This is a genomic window from Arachidicoccus terrestris, assembly GCF_020042345.1.
GTDB classification, from domain to species: Bacteria; Bacteroidota; Bacteroidia; order Chitinophagales; family Chitinophagaceae; genus Arachidicoccus; species Arachidicoccus terrestris.
The window spans coordinates 4095802-4112457 of record NZ_CP083387.1; the positions used below are offsets into that span (position 1 = coordinate 4095802).

At 42.3% G+C, this 16656-nt stretch carries 10 protein-coding genes; 3 read left to right on the forward strand and 7 right to left on the reverse strand.

Going from position 1 to position 16656, the window contains the following annotated elements:
• Window positions 1-2: 2 nt before the first annotated feature.
• Window positions 3-2204, forward strand: a complete 2202-nt coding sequence (locus tag K9M52_RS15925; RefSeq protein ID WP_224069424.1) for a PspC domain-containing protein — start codon at window positions 3-5, stop codon at window positions 2202-2204.
• Window positions 2205-2285: 81 nt separating this feature from the next.
• Here the strand turns inward: K9M52_RS15925 and hisB are convergent, their stop codons facing one another.
• From hisB to hisG, 4 genes are read right to left on the reverse strand one after another with little or no spacing between them, the layout of a single operon-like run.
• Window positions 2286-3422: a bifunctional histidinol-phosphatase/imidazoleglycerol-phosphate dehydratase HisB gene (gene hisB, locus K9M52_RS15930; protein ID WP_224069425.1), complete on the reverse strand. Its 1137-nt coding sequence runs from the start codon at window positions 3420-3422 to the stop codon at window positions 2286-2288.
• Between the two features lie 60 nt (window positions 3423-3482).
• Complete coding sequence (gene hisC / locus K9M52_RS15935) at window positions 3483-4544, reverse strand: histidinol-phosphate transaminase (RefSeq protein WP_224069426.1); 1062 nt, start codon at window positions 4542-4544, stop codon at window positions 3483-3485.
• Window positions 4545-4572: 28 nt separating this feature from the next.
• Entirely contained in the window at window positions 4573-5871 is a 1299-nt protein-coding gene (gene hisD, locus K9M52_RS15940) for a histidinol dehydrogenase (protein ID WP_224069427.1), read from the reverse strand.
• Between the two features lie 34 nt (window positions 5872-5905).
• On the reverse strand, window positions 5906-6763 hold the full coding sequence (gene hisG / locus K9M52_RS15945; RefSeq protein ID WP_224069428.1) for an ATP phosphoribosyltransferase: 858 nt from the start codon (window positions 6761-6763) through the stop codon (window positions 5906-5908).
• A 312-nt stretch (window positions 6764-7075) separates the two neighbouring features.
• On the opposite strand from hisG, the gene K9M52_RS15950 reads away from it, so the two are divergent.
• Window positions 7076-9016: a hypothetical protein gene (locus K9M52_RS15950; RefSeq protein ID WP_224069429.1), complete on the forward strand. Its 1941-nt coding sequence runs from the start codon at window positions 7076-7078 to the stop codon at window positions 9014-9016.
• A gap of 412 nt (window positions 9017-9428) precedes the next feature.
• Here K9M52_RS15950 and K9M52_RS15955 read toward each other — a convergent pair whose 3' ends face one another.
• A complete protein-coding gene (locus tag K9M52_RS15955; protein ID WP_224069430.1) occupies window positions 9429-11087 on the reverse strand; it encodes an alpha-L-fucosidase in 1659 nt (552 codons plus the stop codon).
• A gap of 561 nt (window positions 11088-11648) precedes the next feature.
• Between K9M52_RS15955 and K9M52_RS15960 the strand changes: the two genes are divergently transcribed.
• Window positions 11649-12530, forward strand: a complete 882-nt coding sequence (locus tag K9M52_RS15960; RefSeq protein ID WP_224069431.1) for a helix-turn-helix domain-containing protein — start codon at window positions 11649-11651, stop codon at window positions 12528-12530.
• A 677-nt stretch (window positions 12531-13207) separates the two neighbouring features.
• On the opposite strand, the gene K9M52_RS15965 is transcribed toward K9M52_RS15960, so the two are convergent.
• Complete coding sequence (locus K9M52_RS15965) at window positions 13208-13627, reverse strand: OsmC family protein (RefSeq protein ID WP_224069432.1); 420 nt, start codon at window positions 13625-13627, stop codon at window positions 13208-13210.
• Between the two features lie 374 nt (window positions 13628-14001).
• Window positions 14002-16581, reverse strand: a complete 2580-nt coding sequence (locus K9M52_RS15970; protein ID WP_224069433.1) for a phosphoenolpyruvate carboxylase — start codon at window positions 16579-16581, stop codon at window positions 14002-14004.
• Window positions 16582-16656 lie beyond the last annotated feature (75 nt).

The following is a 16656-nucleotide window of genomic DNA, read 5'->3' on the forward strand; positions in this document are numbered from 1 at the left end:
AAATGAAAAAAGTCATTAATATTAATTTTCAAGGCCGGGTGGTCATGATCGAAGAGGTGGCTTATGACCAGCTTAAGGACTATATTGAAAGCCTGCGCCTGCATTTCGCTGAGGAGGAAGGCCACGAAGAGATTATTAACGATATAGAAAGCAGGATCTCTGAGCTTTTCGCCGATGTGATCAAAAAGGGACAACCCTGTGTAACAGAAGAAGACCTGAACGCTATCATCCATTCAATTGGCCGGCCACAGGATTTTGAACAGGCGGATCTTGCAGACGCCGGAATCAGCGGCAGTGGGAAACATCAGCAGACGGGTAGCAGCGCTAAAGAAGAAGATTCTTCTTCGAGAAGGCCTGGCGCAGATACTTCTTCTCCTTTTTCAGCTGCTGCAGCACGTACAAAGCAGTTATTCAGAGACGAGAACAATAAGAAAATCGGAGGTGTCTGTTCCGGAATAGCCAATTTCTTCGGAATCGACCCGACCATTGTCAGGTTGATTGCCTTACTGCTATTGATCTTTTATGGTACAGGGCTGCTTGTTTATATTATATTATGGATCTGCGTGCCCAGTTCAGCCGTACAGGTTATTGGTAGCTCGCAGCGCAAGCTTTTCAGAGACGTGTCCAATAAAACCATTGGAGGTGTGTGTGCAGGCCTGGCCAGTTATTTTGACGTCAGTATATGGGTACCCAAGGTGATCTTTATAGTCGGTGCACTTTTTAGTTTTCCACTGTCTGCTTTTACAAATATTCACTTTGGTGGATTTTTCTTTCCCGGCATCAATTTTTTCTTTGTCTCATTATATATTATTTTATGGATTGTCGTACCACCGGCTATTACAGCTTCCGATAAACTTTCCATGAAAGGTGAGTCTGTTGATTTAAATAACATTAAGTCTTCTGTTCAGGAGGACCTGCAAGACGGTAAAAAAAAAACAATGAGCCAGCATGGGGTTACTGAGCCGGTGATGGTAACACCGCATAGACGTTCAACTCTTGGAGACATAATAGTGCTTATTTGCAAGATCTTCGCCTATTTTGTGTTGGGTTGTATTCTGGTAGGAATACTTGGTGGGTTGATTGCCGCAGGTATTGGCATCTTTGGTTTTTCTCCATTGAAGGATTATATCATCTCTGGCTATTGGCAAAATGCTTATGGCTGGGTGGCCGTAATTTTGTTGGTATGGATGCCTGTCCTGGCAATTATCACTTGGATTATCCGCCGACTTATGAAGGCCAAAAGCAGTCCGGGATTGAGGATCGGTTTTATTGTCTTATTGGTGATCGGGCTTATCGCAGGCGGATTGTTTTTTAATTCAGTTTATCGAGATTTTAGATTTGTAAGCCAACCAGTTATAACAGCTGTTCCAATGGTCAATGCAAAAGTAGATAAGCTCAGTATAGAACTGGATAGAAAGCCGGCATTCTATAACTATCAGAGAAGATGGTTTGTGGCGGGCGAGTCCGTTCGTTTTTTAGGGGATTCTGCCAGGGTAAATAACACCCGTTTGATCCTGCGACCTTCTGCAACAGATAGCTTTACCGTTTCTATGATCAAGTTGTCGAATGGGCGGTCAATAGAAGATGCTGATAACCGGGCTGCGGCCATCAGGACCGCGCAGATTGTTCAGCAGGGTGAAAAGTTAATTGTGCCTTGTGCCATTACCATTGATAAGATCAGTAAGTTTCGCAACCAATATGTACTGGTAATAATAGGTATCCCTGTAGGGAAGAAAATTGAAGTACATGCCAATCGTCGGCGTGACAATCAGCTCTATGTCCGTATGTGGGACGATGACTGGAATGATTTTGATATGGACGCGCTGGATAATCTGGATAACCTAGATGATTTTGATAATATACGATCCACACTGAATTGGGAGTATGATACGGAGTATATTATGACTAAAGATGGCTTGGAACGTACACAGCCCGATCTGGAAGCCCGTAAGGAAAGAATCGAATCATCTCAGGAAATTATTGAGCGGGAGCAAAGAAAGATCAAGGAGGAAGAAGATATTATGCGCAGAAATTACGAAGACCAAAAAGCGCAGAATCAGAAGCAATATGATCAAAAACAAAAAGAGCTGGAACAGAAAGCTGAAAAATTAAAAAGTGTATTACCTGATGATTCAGGAAGCACAACTATATTAGATCCTGCGCCCATGCTATGGATCGGCAAATCGCTGTTGCGTCTTTCCTGATTGGTGCAACTGCAACATAAAACAGCCTGGACAACATTAAATTAGTTGTTCAGGCTGTGATATGAATAGGGCATTCCGAAATTACAGAACGCCTTTGGTGCTGGGCAGCGCATCACTTAACGGATCTCTTTTGACGGCCATTTTAATTGCTTTGGCAAATGCCTTAAAAATAGCCTCGATCTTATGATGCTCATTATCGCCTTTGCAGGCAATACTTAGATTGCATTTTGCAGCATCACTGAAGGATTTAAAAAAATGGAAAAACATCTCAGTGGGCATATCCCCTACTTTCTCTCTTTTAAATTCAGCATTCCAGTTGATCCAACTCCGCCCGCCAAAATCAATCAGTACTTTAGCCTCGCTGTCATCCATGGGCAGGGCAAACCCATAGCGTTCCATCCCTCTTTTGTCTGCCAGAAGTTTCGTAAAGACTTCGCCTAATGCGATACCCGTATCCTCAATGGTATGATGCTCATCAATATGCAAATCACCATCCACTTTTACGGTTAAATCAATATTACCATGGCGGGCGATCTGATCCAGCATGTGATCAAAGAAACCAAGGCCTGTGTGGACATCAGAATTGCCTTTTCCATCTAGATTGATATCTATAAATATCTTCGTTTCACTGGTGGACCGCTCATGGCGGGCTTGTCTGGTCTTTAACTTTAGAAACCGGTAAATATCTTCCCATTTTCCAGTCGCTAGTGCAGTTGCGTTTGCTAAGGCTTCTCTATCGCTGATCTCTCCTGCCCCCAACGCTTCATCATTATTCAGCCAGATAGCTTTACAGCCTAAATTAGCTGCCAGCTGGACGTCGGTAATCCTATCGCCAATGACAAATGAATTTTTGAGGTCATAGGCCGGATTGTCGATATATTTGGTCAATAGTGCCGTTCCAGGTTTACGGGTAGGCCGATTATCTTTGGCAAAGGTCTTGTCAATGATAACGTCCTCAAATAGGATCTTCTCGCCTTTTAAAGTATCAACGATGAAATTCTGCACCGGATGAAAATTATCTTCCGGAAAACTATCGGTTCCCAAACCGTCCTGGTTGGATACCATAACGAGCTCAAAATCCAATTCCCGGGCAATACGGCCCAGGTACGTAAAAACTTCGGGATAGAAGACTAGTTTTTCAAAGCTGTCTATCTGATAAGTCGGTGGGGCCTCTTGAATAATAGTGCCGTCACGATCGATAAATAATACAGATTTCATGTTATTATTAATGTTTAAGCTACTAAGAAAACAGCGCTCAATTTTGATGAATTTAAATGATTACAGTGTATCCATATAATCAGCCAAGGCATCTACTAAAATGGTATTTTCTTTTTCTGTACCAATAGTGATACGCAGACAGTCTTCACATAGCATAACACCAGACCTATTACGGACCACTATTTCTCTGGATACCAGATAGTCATATACTTTATTTGCCTGATCGGTTTTGACAAGCAGGAAGTTGGCATCTGACGGGTACACTTTCTGTATGATCGGAATTCTTCCAAGCACCTCAGCCATGGCCTCTCTCATGGAGACAATCTCTTTGATCATATCGTTGACCTGGCCTACTTCTTCAACTGCTTTGAGCGCCAGTTCCTGTGTCGCCTGATTGATATTATAGGGCGGTTTGACTTTGTTGATGATATCGATGATGGATTTATCTGCAAAAGCCATCCCTAATCTAAGGCCGGCCAATCCCCAGGCTTTGGAGAAGGTTTGTAATACAACCAAGTTGGGATAATCGCTGAGATCCCTAATAAAGGATTTTTGACGGGAGAAATTAATATAAGCCTCATCAACAACAACTAACCCGTTAAAGTTATTAAGCGTCATCTCAATATCTTCTCTGTTTATTGCATTGCCAGTCGGGTTATTCGGAGAACAGATCCATATAACCTTAGTGTTCGTGTCTATTAGATTTTCCAGATGAGCCAGGTTTAATTGAAAGTCATCCAGTAATGGTGCTTCCCGGACTTCAATATCATTGATATGTGCAGAGACCTCGTACATGCCGTAGGTAGGCGGGCAGATAATAATATTATCGATCCCCGGCCGGCAGAAGCTGCGATAAAGCACATCAATACATTCGTCTGAGCCGTTACCTAAGAATATATTTCGAGCATCTATTTTTTTGATTTGGCTAATAGCGGCTTTCAGCGCTGCCTGATGGGGATCCGGATACCGGTTATACCATTTAATAAGTGGTGATCCCAGACTATTTTCATTGGCATCCAGAAAAACGGATGCTTTGCCCGAAAATTCATCCCTGGCGGAGCTATAAGGCTCGAGTTTTTTAATGTTTTCTCTTGTAAGATCTTCTATATTAAAACGGGGCATATAATATATGATTAATAATTTTAACAGGTTATTGTTTTTCCACCTCTTTTAAACGTCTGGACACAGCGAGTGCGTGTGCCCGAAGCCCTTCAGCTTCTGCCATGGTAATGACGGTATCTGCTATTTCTGAGAGCCCTGCAGGGGTCAGTTTCTGAAAAGTAATCTTTCGCACGAAGCTGTCCAGACTAACACCGCTGTACGCAGTAGCATAGCCATTGGTGGGCAGCGTGTGGTTGGTACCACTGGCATAATCTCCAACACTTTCCGGTGAGTAATTACCCAGGAAAACAGAACCTGCATTGATGATGTTGCTGGCTACCCGTTCAGGATCCAGCGTCGAAATGATAAGATGCTCCGCTGCATAAGCATTGGAAAGCTCGATAGCCTGCTCCATGTCACTCAAAACAATGATTTTGCTATGCGCTAAAGCTTTTTCGGCAATAGCTTTGCGAGGCAAATCTTCGAGTTGGCTCACAACTTCCTTTTCGACTGCAGCAGCCAATTCCTGGGAGGTTGTGATCAGCAGTGCCTGACTGTCCGGCCCATGTTCGGCCTGAGACAGTAGATCAGCCGCTACATATATGGGGTTGGCACTCTGGTCTGCGAGTACCAGTACTTCGCTTGGACCGGCGGGCATATCGATAGCGGTGCCAGCACGTTGGACAAGTTCCTTGGCACAAGTGACATATTGATTGCCAGGGCCGAATATTTTAAAAACTTTGGAAACCGTCTCTGTCCCAAAGGCCATGGCGCCAATAGCTTGTACGCCACCAATCTTGTATACCTTTCTAATGCCAACCAGCTTTGCCGCAAACAAGATGGCAGGGTGGAGTTTGCCGGCTTTATCGGGAGGAGTACAAAGTATAATTTCTTTACAGCCGGCCAGCCTGGCCGGAATGCCCAGCATCAAAATAGTAGAAAACAATGGCGCCGATCCACCTGGAATATAAAGCCCGACCTTCTCTATACCAACACTTTTGCGCCAACATACGACCCCAGATTGTGTTTCCAGGGGCTTTATATCCGATATTTGACATTTATGAAAGGTTTCAATATTGGTGGCTGCAGTCTGAATGGCTGTTTTTAACTTGGAAGAAACAACTGTCTCTGCTTCAGCCCATTCTGTTTCTGAAACAGAAAAGTCCTCCAGTTGAACACCATCAAAAGTAGTCGTAAATTGCCTTACCGCCTGATCGCCCTCTTTTTTAATGGCTTCCAGGACATCTGTGACTTTGCCCACCAGACTTAAGTGATCCAACTGAGGTCGCTGAATGATTTGCGACCATTCAGATCTGGCCGGTGCTATATATGTTTTTATCTTTTGCATTGTATAATAATGAAATAGAGGCTGTATCTTGTTTTTAAACAATCATTTTTTCAATGGGCAGGACCAGTATATCCTCTGCACCCGCAGCTTTGATCTCTTCAATATGTTCCCAGAATTCGTTCTCGCTAAGCACCGTATGGATGCTACTCCAGCCTGCTTCTGCCAGCGGCAGTACAGTAGGACTTTTCATGCCTGGTAGCATGGTGATCACTTTTTCCAGCTTATCGCCCGGGACATTCATCAAGACATATTTTTTGCCTTTTGCTTTTTTAACTGTCTGGATACGGAACAATAGCTTTTGGAGGATTTGCTGTTTTTCAGGGCTTAACTCAGGCGTTTGAATCAAGGCTGACTGGGATTGCAAAATAATCTCGGTTTCTTTCAACCCATTCATAAATAACGTAGATCCGCTGCTGACCAAGTCACAAACGGCATCGGCCAGGCCAATGCTGGGAGCTATTTCTACACTGCCGCTGATCTCATGGATTTCGGCCTGAATGTTGTTTTTGTCCAAGAACTGCTGAACGAGAACAGGATAGCTGGTCGCGATTTTTTTCCCTTGCAGGAAACCGGGCCCTGTGTATATATCTGTTTTCGTCGTCGCAATAGAAAGTCGGCATTTACCAAATCCTAAAAGTTCGGCCACCTTCACCTTTTTGCAGGACTCGTAAACGACATTTTCTCCTACAAAACCAATGTCGGCGACACCGTCCTCGACATATTGCGGAATATCGTCATCTCTTAGGAAAAAAACTTCCAGCGGAAAATTGGCAGCTGTCGCTTTTAATTGATTTTTGACGTTGTTATTGATTTCAATGCCACATTCCTTAAGCAGTTTTACTGAATCTTCGTGTAACCTGCCGGATTTTTGAATGGCTAATTTAAGGACCATCTTTTTTTGATTTAATGGTGGTTTTAAACAAGTTTATTAAAGAATACAAAAAAGGCTTACCGAAACCGGTAAGCCTTGACTAAGTTTTATTATGAATATACACAAAACCGTACAACTTACCCGTTGAATAAGAAATGATGGTGATGTGTATGTGCTTTTTTAAACATTGACGCAAAGCTAATCAGAAATTTCTATATTCAGAAATTTAAATAGTAGATTTTGTGAAATTTGTTTGGAAAAATCCCGTTTACAACAAAAGAGCCGGATCCTATATGAATAATTTACGACCTTAAGTGATTAAATGGGAAAGATTTGATATTTTGGGTGGTGGAGTTGAAAGCGACAAGAAGCATTAGGAGAACATCGTTTTTAGTAATAACGCTGTTTTGCTGCCTGCTGAGTGCAAGAGTTCTTGCTCAAAGCAGTGCGGATACCGTTCCTTTACTTGATACCGTCTCGGCCATAGACACGATCCCTAAAATTCATCAAAGGTCTCGCTTTGGTAAATGGATTAAAAAGGGGTATGATGCTATTAAACGCCGCCATCCGCGTGATACTACAGATAAAACCATCGCTTATCATAGCCGTATTGAGAATTATTATCAACCTTATGCAGGTAAGATTATCCGCCATATTGAAGTCCGGCAGTTTGGTTTTGAGAAAAGCTTTTCGGATACGGCCACTAAAATCCGATATTTTGGTACCCGGATCCTGAACAATTTGCACGCTAACTCCAAGACCTGGGTAATCCGAAATAATCTGTTTATCCATGAAGATGAGCCGCTCAGCCCGGCCATTATTGCGGACAATGAACGGTATTTGCGTAATCTGAATTTTATCCGGGATGCCAGAATACTTGTCAAAACCATTGATCCGGCATCCGATTCTGTTGATTTGCTTGTGGTAACCAAGGACTTGTTCTCATTGACAGGTGAAATGTCAAGTTTTGACTTGGACCATCAGGAAATTACCATTGGTGACGAGAATCTGATGGGCCTTGGACAATCCTTGGAGGTGACAGGGTTTCATGACCCCGAACGAAAACCTAAATATGGAATGGATATACGCTACGAAAAATATAATGTACTTAATAGTTTTGTCAACGTAAGTGGCGGTTATGCCGACATTGGTCGTAATCTCTATAATTATAAGAAAAATGAACGCTCTTATTTTCTAAATCTGGATCGGCCATTGTATTCTCAGTATGCAAGGACTTTCGGTTTTCTGCATATGACTAACGCATGGTCGGAACATAGTTTTGAACCCTTTGTAGAGCCAGACTCCGCTTTTTATAAATATCACTATAAAATGATGGATATGGCCTTCGGTTATAATTTTGGTGCCCGCAGACATCTCCAGTCAACAGAAGTGCCACTGAGAAAGGTAGTCAGTTTCAGGTATTTTAATTATAATTTTAAAGAGAGCCCAGCGCAATTTGCCGGACGGTATGTGGCCAAGCTCAATGATCGTCAGGCATTTTTAACCAAGTTCACACTATTTAAACAAAAATTCTTTAAGACGCGCTACATCCTGGGTTTTGGTGCCACAGAGGATATCCCCTATGGGTATAATTTCTCTTTGACAGGAGGATGGTACAGAATTAAGGATTTGTCCAGACCTTATATAGGCCTAGATGCGAATCGGTATGCTTACACAGAAAAAGGAGATATCATTCAATTGTTCCTACGGGCGGGAACGTATTTCAGGGGTGGTCTGGAGGATGGAAGTATTTTGCTTGGATCTTCCTTATATAGTCGTTTGATACGGCTTCGCCAGTTGAAGGTGCGTCAGTTTATGCGGTTAAGTTATACCAGTCAGTTCAATACATCGATCGCAGAGCCTTTACGCATCAATAATGCATTCGGGCTACAGGATTTCCGGCAGGATTCTATACAGGCAAAACGAAGATTGACGCTTAGAAGCGAAACGATCTTCTTTGCTCCCGGAAAAGTCTTCGGTTTTTCTTTTGCCCCATTTTTAACGGGGGATTTTTCACTGATAGAACCTACGGAACTCAGCATTGATCCATCTCATTTTTATTATGGTCTCGGAGGAGGAATTCGTACCCGTAACGAAAATCTGGTATTTGGCACCATTGAGCTCAAGGCTATTTATTTTCCCAGAAAAATCTATGGGCAAAGCCAGTTTAAGATCGGAATCACGACCAATCTACGATTCCGTTATAATTCCAGCTACGTGAGTGCACCGGAATTTGCCCAAATCAATAATGATATTAGAAATGATATTTTCTAGCCAGACCGTCGCATGCGTCGGCCATATTTAGTGAAAGTAATCAATATCGACATCTCCAGCCCTGATGTCTATTTTGCCATTATAATGATAAATGAGACAATTCTGTCGCATCTATATGCGGCAGCATGGCGCGACTCGTCTTTAAAGAATTTCAAATTCGTGTAAAACTTCTGGAAGGTATCGAAACCTGCTGCTCTATATAACTCACCCGACAAATCCATCTTAACCATCTTTAGGATACTGTCTAAAGACAACCAATACCACTTCCCTCAACGATTACCCCAAATATTGTCTAACGCATCTGATGTTTTACGATTCATGCTATCATCAAAAGCTAGTAAGCTGTGTAAAAACCAAACGGGCTATCAATCTATTTGAAATGCCCTGATGCAACAATAACTATTCAGGCACATTAAACGATCGCTCCTGAAATCTTAAAAACAAAGGCTTCTTTTAAGCTACCAGGGTCGGATAACTCGACTTTTAATCCTTCAGTCGTTTGCTCAAATTGCAGTTTGTTATCGACGCCTAGTAATTGAACGGATTTTACGACTCCGACTCCCACGCCTTTAGCCAGCTTTTTAATAAAAGCGGTTCCATCTGTCGGCCAGCCTAACATTGTAGCATAGAGTGTCTCTCCTTTTTGGGTAAACCGAAAATCATGGGGACCAAAGGGTTTTCCTTTGCCTTCATTGAACCCTTGGGCGCTCAATGGCGCCGCTGACTCAATGGCTGGCCCTTCTCCGTAATATTTCCATGGACGCGTACAATAGATACTTTCGCTGTTTATCGCCATCCAATCTCCGATAGCTTCAACGATTTTTCTTTCTTTATCATCAATCGTTCCATTACCACGGACAGGTATATTGAGCATCAGATTCCCATTTTTACTCACGACGTCCACCAAGATATGAATGACAGTTTTAGCGCTTTTATAGCCGTTATTGTCATAAAGTCGGCGATCATAATGCCAGTTGCCAATACAGGTGTCTGTCTGCCAAGGGAGTGGTTCAATTTCATTGCTCTGCCCTCGTTCGATATCCCAGATCATACATTTGCGCTGCTGTTCATCCAGGATCTTACCCGTGACGACTCCGGTCAATTTACCATTGTCTTTAATGGACTTATTATAAAGGTGCGCCGCGATTCGAAGCCCCTTGTCATTTATGGGATGAAAAGGAAGAACCGTATCATCAAAGTAGACCAATTCCGGGTTATACTTATCAATCAGTTCTATGGTACGTTTATAAAACTTTTCACAGTAAGCCGCTGAAGGAGGTGTGACCCCATTTCCCCAGTTCCACTGTTTGTGGATCATGCCGTTGTCCTGGCTGTTCTCACTCAGCGGATGGTTTTGTGCATATAGGTCCGATTTAGGGTCATACTCATACCACCATTTTCCGACTCCTTGCTTTTTGTCTATACGCCCATCATAAGGAACGTCTTTTAACGGTCCGGACTTATCGGCACGCTGCGCCGTCTCATACCAACTCCATGCATGGGCGGCGTGGACACTCACGCCAAAAATCAGCCCGTTGTTTTTCGCGGCTTTGGCCCACCCGGCGATCAGATCTTTTCGGGGGCCGAATTTAGTGGCGTTCCAAGGCTGATAGCTACTGTCATATAAATCAAAATTATCATGATGGTTTGCCAGAGCCATAAAGTACTTAGCTCCGGCTTTCTTATATAAAGAAACGAGTTCTTCAGGATCCCATTGATCCGCTTTCCAGCTATTGATAACATCCTTAAATCCAAATTTGGAAGGGTGGCCGTACTTTTTACAATGAAAATTATAATCGTCAGAACCTTCTTCATACATTCCACGTGCGTACCAGTCACCATGTTCCGGTTCACACTGTGGTCCCCAATGGGCCCAAATACCAAACTTTGCGTCCCGGAACCACTGCGGTACTTTATACTGCTGAAGGGAATCCCAATTAGGTTTAAAGGGGCCATTTGCAATAAGGTCTTCGCCGAAGTTGCCGAGGCCTTTTAATGCAGTACCTTTTTTGACAAAAAATAGACCGGGAAGAGCCGCGGCCAAGGTTTTAATTACAGTTCTCCTTTCCATTTAAACTAAATTTATGTTTTATATGCTTGATAAAATGCATTGGACTTAACAGGTACAAACCGACGTTCACTGAAAGCAACAGACATTCTTTTACATCAGGTATCGCTAATTTGCCATGAATAAACTGAAAATAATCTATTTTCGGGACAGGGTCGTTGCTACTTGAATCATTCTATATTCCTATGTGAACCTGTCCGGTTACTATAACGCCCGGTGCTCAAAACCGTTCTCGTTTATATGTTTGATCGGTCGTTGCCCTTGCCCATATTTGTCAATAGATACGGTCAAAAATTTGGTGTAAATTTCTTGCATGGCCGCTCTCCTGTCACTATAAGTCAATTCAAATCATCGTCATTAAGCCAAGAACAAGTCTAAAGCGGTATTAAATCAACGTTAGTGTCTCACTTTCGTCGACTTAAAAGAACAACAAGATCAAAATTAGAATAAATTAAGTCATAGAATTTATATTAAATAGACCTTTTTTTGTTCAAATCCGACTTTCGCCATTAAAAAATTTCTTTAAAAATAGGATCAACCTTAATTTTTTTTAAATTTGACTATATGATTAAACGTACGCTACAATATACATTTTCGCTGCTCAACGTTGATTATGTACAGTTGACATCCAAATGGAATTACCGTAACATACTGAGCCCCTATTATAGAATCTATTATATAGACGGTGGTGAGGGAGAAATCTCAGATTTTTTGCAGACGGTGAAGTTGGAACCAGGGTTTCTATATATGATTCCAAGTTTCACGATGTGTAATCTTTGTTGCAAAAACGACCTTAGTCAATTTTTTGTCCAGTTCTTTGAAGAATCCACGCATGGAATATCCATGTTCGCGAATAACAGGTCAGTTTTTAAAATAAAAGCGACAGCGTTAGATGTACAATTATTTAATCAGTTACTAGCCATTAATCCAGGAAGGGGTATCAACCGGTCCGATAACCCTATGGTATATGAGAAGGATATTTATTATAATGAATACCAGGAGCTGAATAACAAACAAAGCCTCAATACCTATTTAGAGACCCAGGGTATCTTGATGCAAGTAATATCCAGGTTCCTAAACCTGAATACAACATTAAGTCATAATGCTCAGGTCATTCCCATCAAAATTATCCAATCCCTGAACTATATATTAGCTAATCTGCGGTTGGAGCTATCTGTTACACAGCTGGCAGCCAGAGCACATCAGAACGTCGATTATTTTTCAAGACAATTTAAAAAATATACAGGGATGCGGCCCATTGCTTATATAAATGAAAAACGTATAGAAAGAGCCCAGTACCTGATGGCTACCAGCCGGATGAGGTTATCTGAAATCTGCGATGAAACCGGGTTTGAGAACCTCTCCTATTTTTCTAATACGTTTAAAAAATTAACTGGTATGTCTCCAAGTGATTACAAAAAGCAGTTACAGTCAGCCAGGTGCTGAACAAACTATGACATATTGCTTAGGGGCACCGCTATATTGTCAACATCAAAATATCGACAAAGCAATGCCATGTCAATAATGCCTTCCAGATTGATTATCGATGATCAACACCAGGGATGTTATTAGGTCGCCCCACCACTGGATCAATAATGTTGCTTGGTATTTTACTGGCGACTGATAGATTTTATCAAAACATGTTATTTCCCGCTTCTGTTTAGATTCGTTACTTTCAATTGTTTAATGAGGGTATTTGGGAACCACCTATCCTATCCGAAGTAACATCCAGCGCCGCCGATTGTAACGACTATTCCGTAGACATTAGCCAAACAAAGCCAGATAGCAACATTGGGTTATCATGGTTTAGCCGGAGGCAGTAGTAAAGACTCCGATGAGGCTATTGCCCCAACTTTGAGGCGGGCAATTTAATAGCCCTGTCGAAAATAGTCTTTAAAATTTTAGATTCTCATGACGTAAAATTTGGTCTAAATACATTACACACATACAACGGATGGATGAATGGACTGGTTCAACTATTCATTCCGGAAAATTTAAGGTCCGATGCTCGCTGCCTATCACGTTTTCTTTTCCCGTTTTTTTTGACCGTAAAAAAGCGACCGCACCTTTCATTAATGAAAAAGAAAGGTGCGGCCGGTCTTGCTCAAAGAGAGATATCTTCTTTATGGAATCAGTGTAGCCTGCAGGCTGATCTCTGCTTTTAATAATTTGCTGATGGGGCAGCCCGCCTTAGCGCCAGCTGCAATTTGCTGAAACTGATCATCGGTAATGGATGGAACTTTTGCCTTCAGAACAATATCAGAATGGGTGATTTCCAGTTTATCCGTGTCCATCGTCACGGTGGCCGTCGCCTCCAGTGAAGATGGCGTGAACCCTGCCTGGCCTAACTGAAGACTTAGCGCCATGGCAAAGCAGCCAGCATGGGCCGCTCCGATCAGCTCTTCCGGATTGGTACCCGTGCCCGATTCAAAACGGGACTTAAAGGAATATTGTGTATTGTCTAAGGTTTTGCTGTCTGTGGTAAGAACGCCGGATCCTTCTTTGATAGACCCTTTCCAGACGGCCGTAGCGGAACGTTTCATAATAAATAATTTTATAGGTATACACATATTGCTTCCCGGAACTGCATTTTATGGCGCCCCCATGACAGAAACAATGTTTGCTTTCGAAGTTACACCTTCAGATGTTAAGGAATCACTTAATATTGCGAGGCCTTTATTAATTGTTGCAGTAAATACCCGCTTTGGGGGATAAAACGGACAAAATAGCCGGCTATATATCGGGCAGCCGGACAATATGGGTCGCTCATCTGCTGCAATTCTTGTTGGTAGCTATTTATTGTAACATCTTCCCGTAGACAAATATTATTTAAAAGCCAGTTACCTACGCTGAGTTGCGTCGTAACTGGCTTTTAAATAATATGTCCTTCAACTTTGCTTAGAACAGTCCAGATGGCCTAGGCGGAGTTTCTGCCGGCATTGATAATACCAAAAGAGCATCGCATGATTAATTTTTCGTATACAGAGATTAGCTCGCTCTCCCTGTCGCCGTTTTCCAACTTATGGTGTTTAGCGAGGCCATATTGCTGGATAGTTAACAGAGGAAGCACGATTCGCTCACGCATCTGGATGGATAATGATTCTACTGGATAGCTTTCCATTAATTCAGAGTTACCTGTAAGTTTTAATACCATCTTTTCTGAGAGCAGATATTCTTCATAGGCCATATTCCAAAGCTCTCCATATTTTGGATGCGTGGATTGGAATTTTGTCAACGGGAAGAAACATTTTTTCATGGACATCTCACTGTTTTCAATAAGTGCCCTGAAGAATAAAGAATTTTTATATAACGCCCTGACTTCATTAAAACGCCCTGCTTTTTCCATGGCCAATAGTGCAGTTCCTACACCATAATAACCGGTGACGTTTTGCTTTAATTGGCTCCAGGACCCCACAAATGGGATGGCTCGCAGGCTATCTAAGGTTAATTTTGCTGCATTTCGTTTTGTCGGGCGGCTACCAATGTTCGTTGCACCGTAGAACCTGAGCGGACTGGCATAAGACAGATAATCCAGGAAGGAAGGATGGTTTTTCAAGGAACAATAGGCTTCAAAGCTGATTTCGGAAAGTGTTTTAAACACCTCCTCTTCTTCGGCTGTCATCGTGCGCCTGGAAGAGGATAGTATATCATTAGCAATACCCGCATTCAACAGCTGCTCAATATTAAACTTCGCTGAATCCACCGTGCCGAAATTAGAACTAACGGTTTGTCCCTGAATGGTTAATTGAATCTCTTTATTGGAAACCTTGTTACCCATTGATGCATAGAATTTATGGGTCTTGCCGCCGCCCCTTGCCGGAGGACCGCCGCGTCCGTCAAAGAAGACAACATCAAGATCATAGCTGCGAGAGATGGCCGTGAGCGCTTCCTTGGCCTGGTAAATAGACCAGTTAGCCATCAGATAACCGCCATCCTTGGTACCGTCAGAGAACCCTAGCATTATGGTCTGGATATTGCCTCTGTTGCTTAAATGCGCTCTGTATGTTTTATTTGAATAGAGTTCCTCCATAACACCGGCTGCATTTTGCAGATCCTCAATGGTTTCAAAAAGAGGGACAATATCCATTTTTAATTCTTTCTGTTGCCAGCCGCTCATCTTAAGCATGCCGTATACTTCCATCATATCCAGTGCAGTCATGCAGTGACTAATGATATATCGATTACAACCCTCCTCACCGTTGCGCTCCTGAATGGTTTTGGCTGCTTGCATGGACTGGAAGATATCCTGAAGAAGTTCATCATTGATAAGATCCGGATCAATAACATCCTGGATATTTTCATGGACCTTAATTCTCTCTTTTTCAGAAAGCTCATTATAGCCAGCAGGCAGCCCTAGCTCGTGCTCACTAAGGTATGTCATAAGTCTTTTGTGTTGACTGCTGTCTTGTCTTATATCAAGAGTGGCAAAATAAACACCGAAGATCTGGATCTTGCCGATCAAGTCATCAATGAGTTGAACAAACATGCCGTTATGTTGCTCAATAACTGTACTGCGAATAGATTTTAATGTACCTATCAAGCCACTCTGTGTAATTTGAATTGAGCTATTCTGGTCAAAAAGTAAAGCATAAAAGTTCTTCTCCAGCTCGGCGATAACATCTTCTACACCTTTAAAGGTCAGGCGCCGTTTCATGCGACGAATATCTTTATAATAACAATGTAGAATGGCTTTGTGTAATTGCTCTGCCACCTGTAGTGTCGTGTCCGCTCTTACAAACGGATTGCCGTCTCTGTCGCCTCCTGGCCAGAACCCCATATGGATCAATGCATTGTTATCATTTTCCATGATATCGGGAAACTGAGTTTTAAGTTGTTCAATGATCTTGCCGCTCGCCTGGTAGAACACGTTTTCCAAATACCAGATCAGGCTCATGGCCTCATCAAATGGTGTGGGTTTTTGTTTTTTCAAAAAAGGTGTTTTGGCCAGCTGTTGCAAATAAACATTGACATTTTGCGTATCACTTTTAACCAGGGCTTTGGATAGGTCATTAATGATTCCCAGTACCTCACCGGGATAAAACTGAGTGGGGTGAGCGGTAAGTACAAGTCTGACTGAAAAATCTTCTACTTTTTTTGCCAGTTCATCTTGTTTTTCCTGTTGAACAACTTCGGAAGCCAGATGCCGCATTGTCCCCTGCCCCTTCAGGTCCTGGATGGAATCAAAGGAGGCATCTTCCAGTGCATCAAATAATACAACCTGCCTTTCTGCGTACTGAATAAAGCGAAACAGCAGATCTAATTGTTCTCTTCCTTCAGGGTAGTTTGTGTACTGCTGCAAGAAGCTATCGATGATCTCTTCCGGGCTTTTTGCTTTCTTAAATCCCTCTTCACAGTGAATCAAAAATAAAGACAGTAAAACCCCTGTTTTTTCTATCCGGTGAAAAGGAAGCGAGGTAAAAAGACTGTTATACAATTGAAAGCGTATGCCCACTTTATTTTTAAACTGAGAAAGCGCATTTGCTGAAGAGACTTGCATGAGGCGTAAATGATTTTTAATATTTTGAATTGCTCAAAAGATTTTCGCTGGATGAGCAGGCTAAATTAAGGCAAG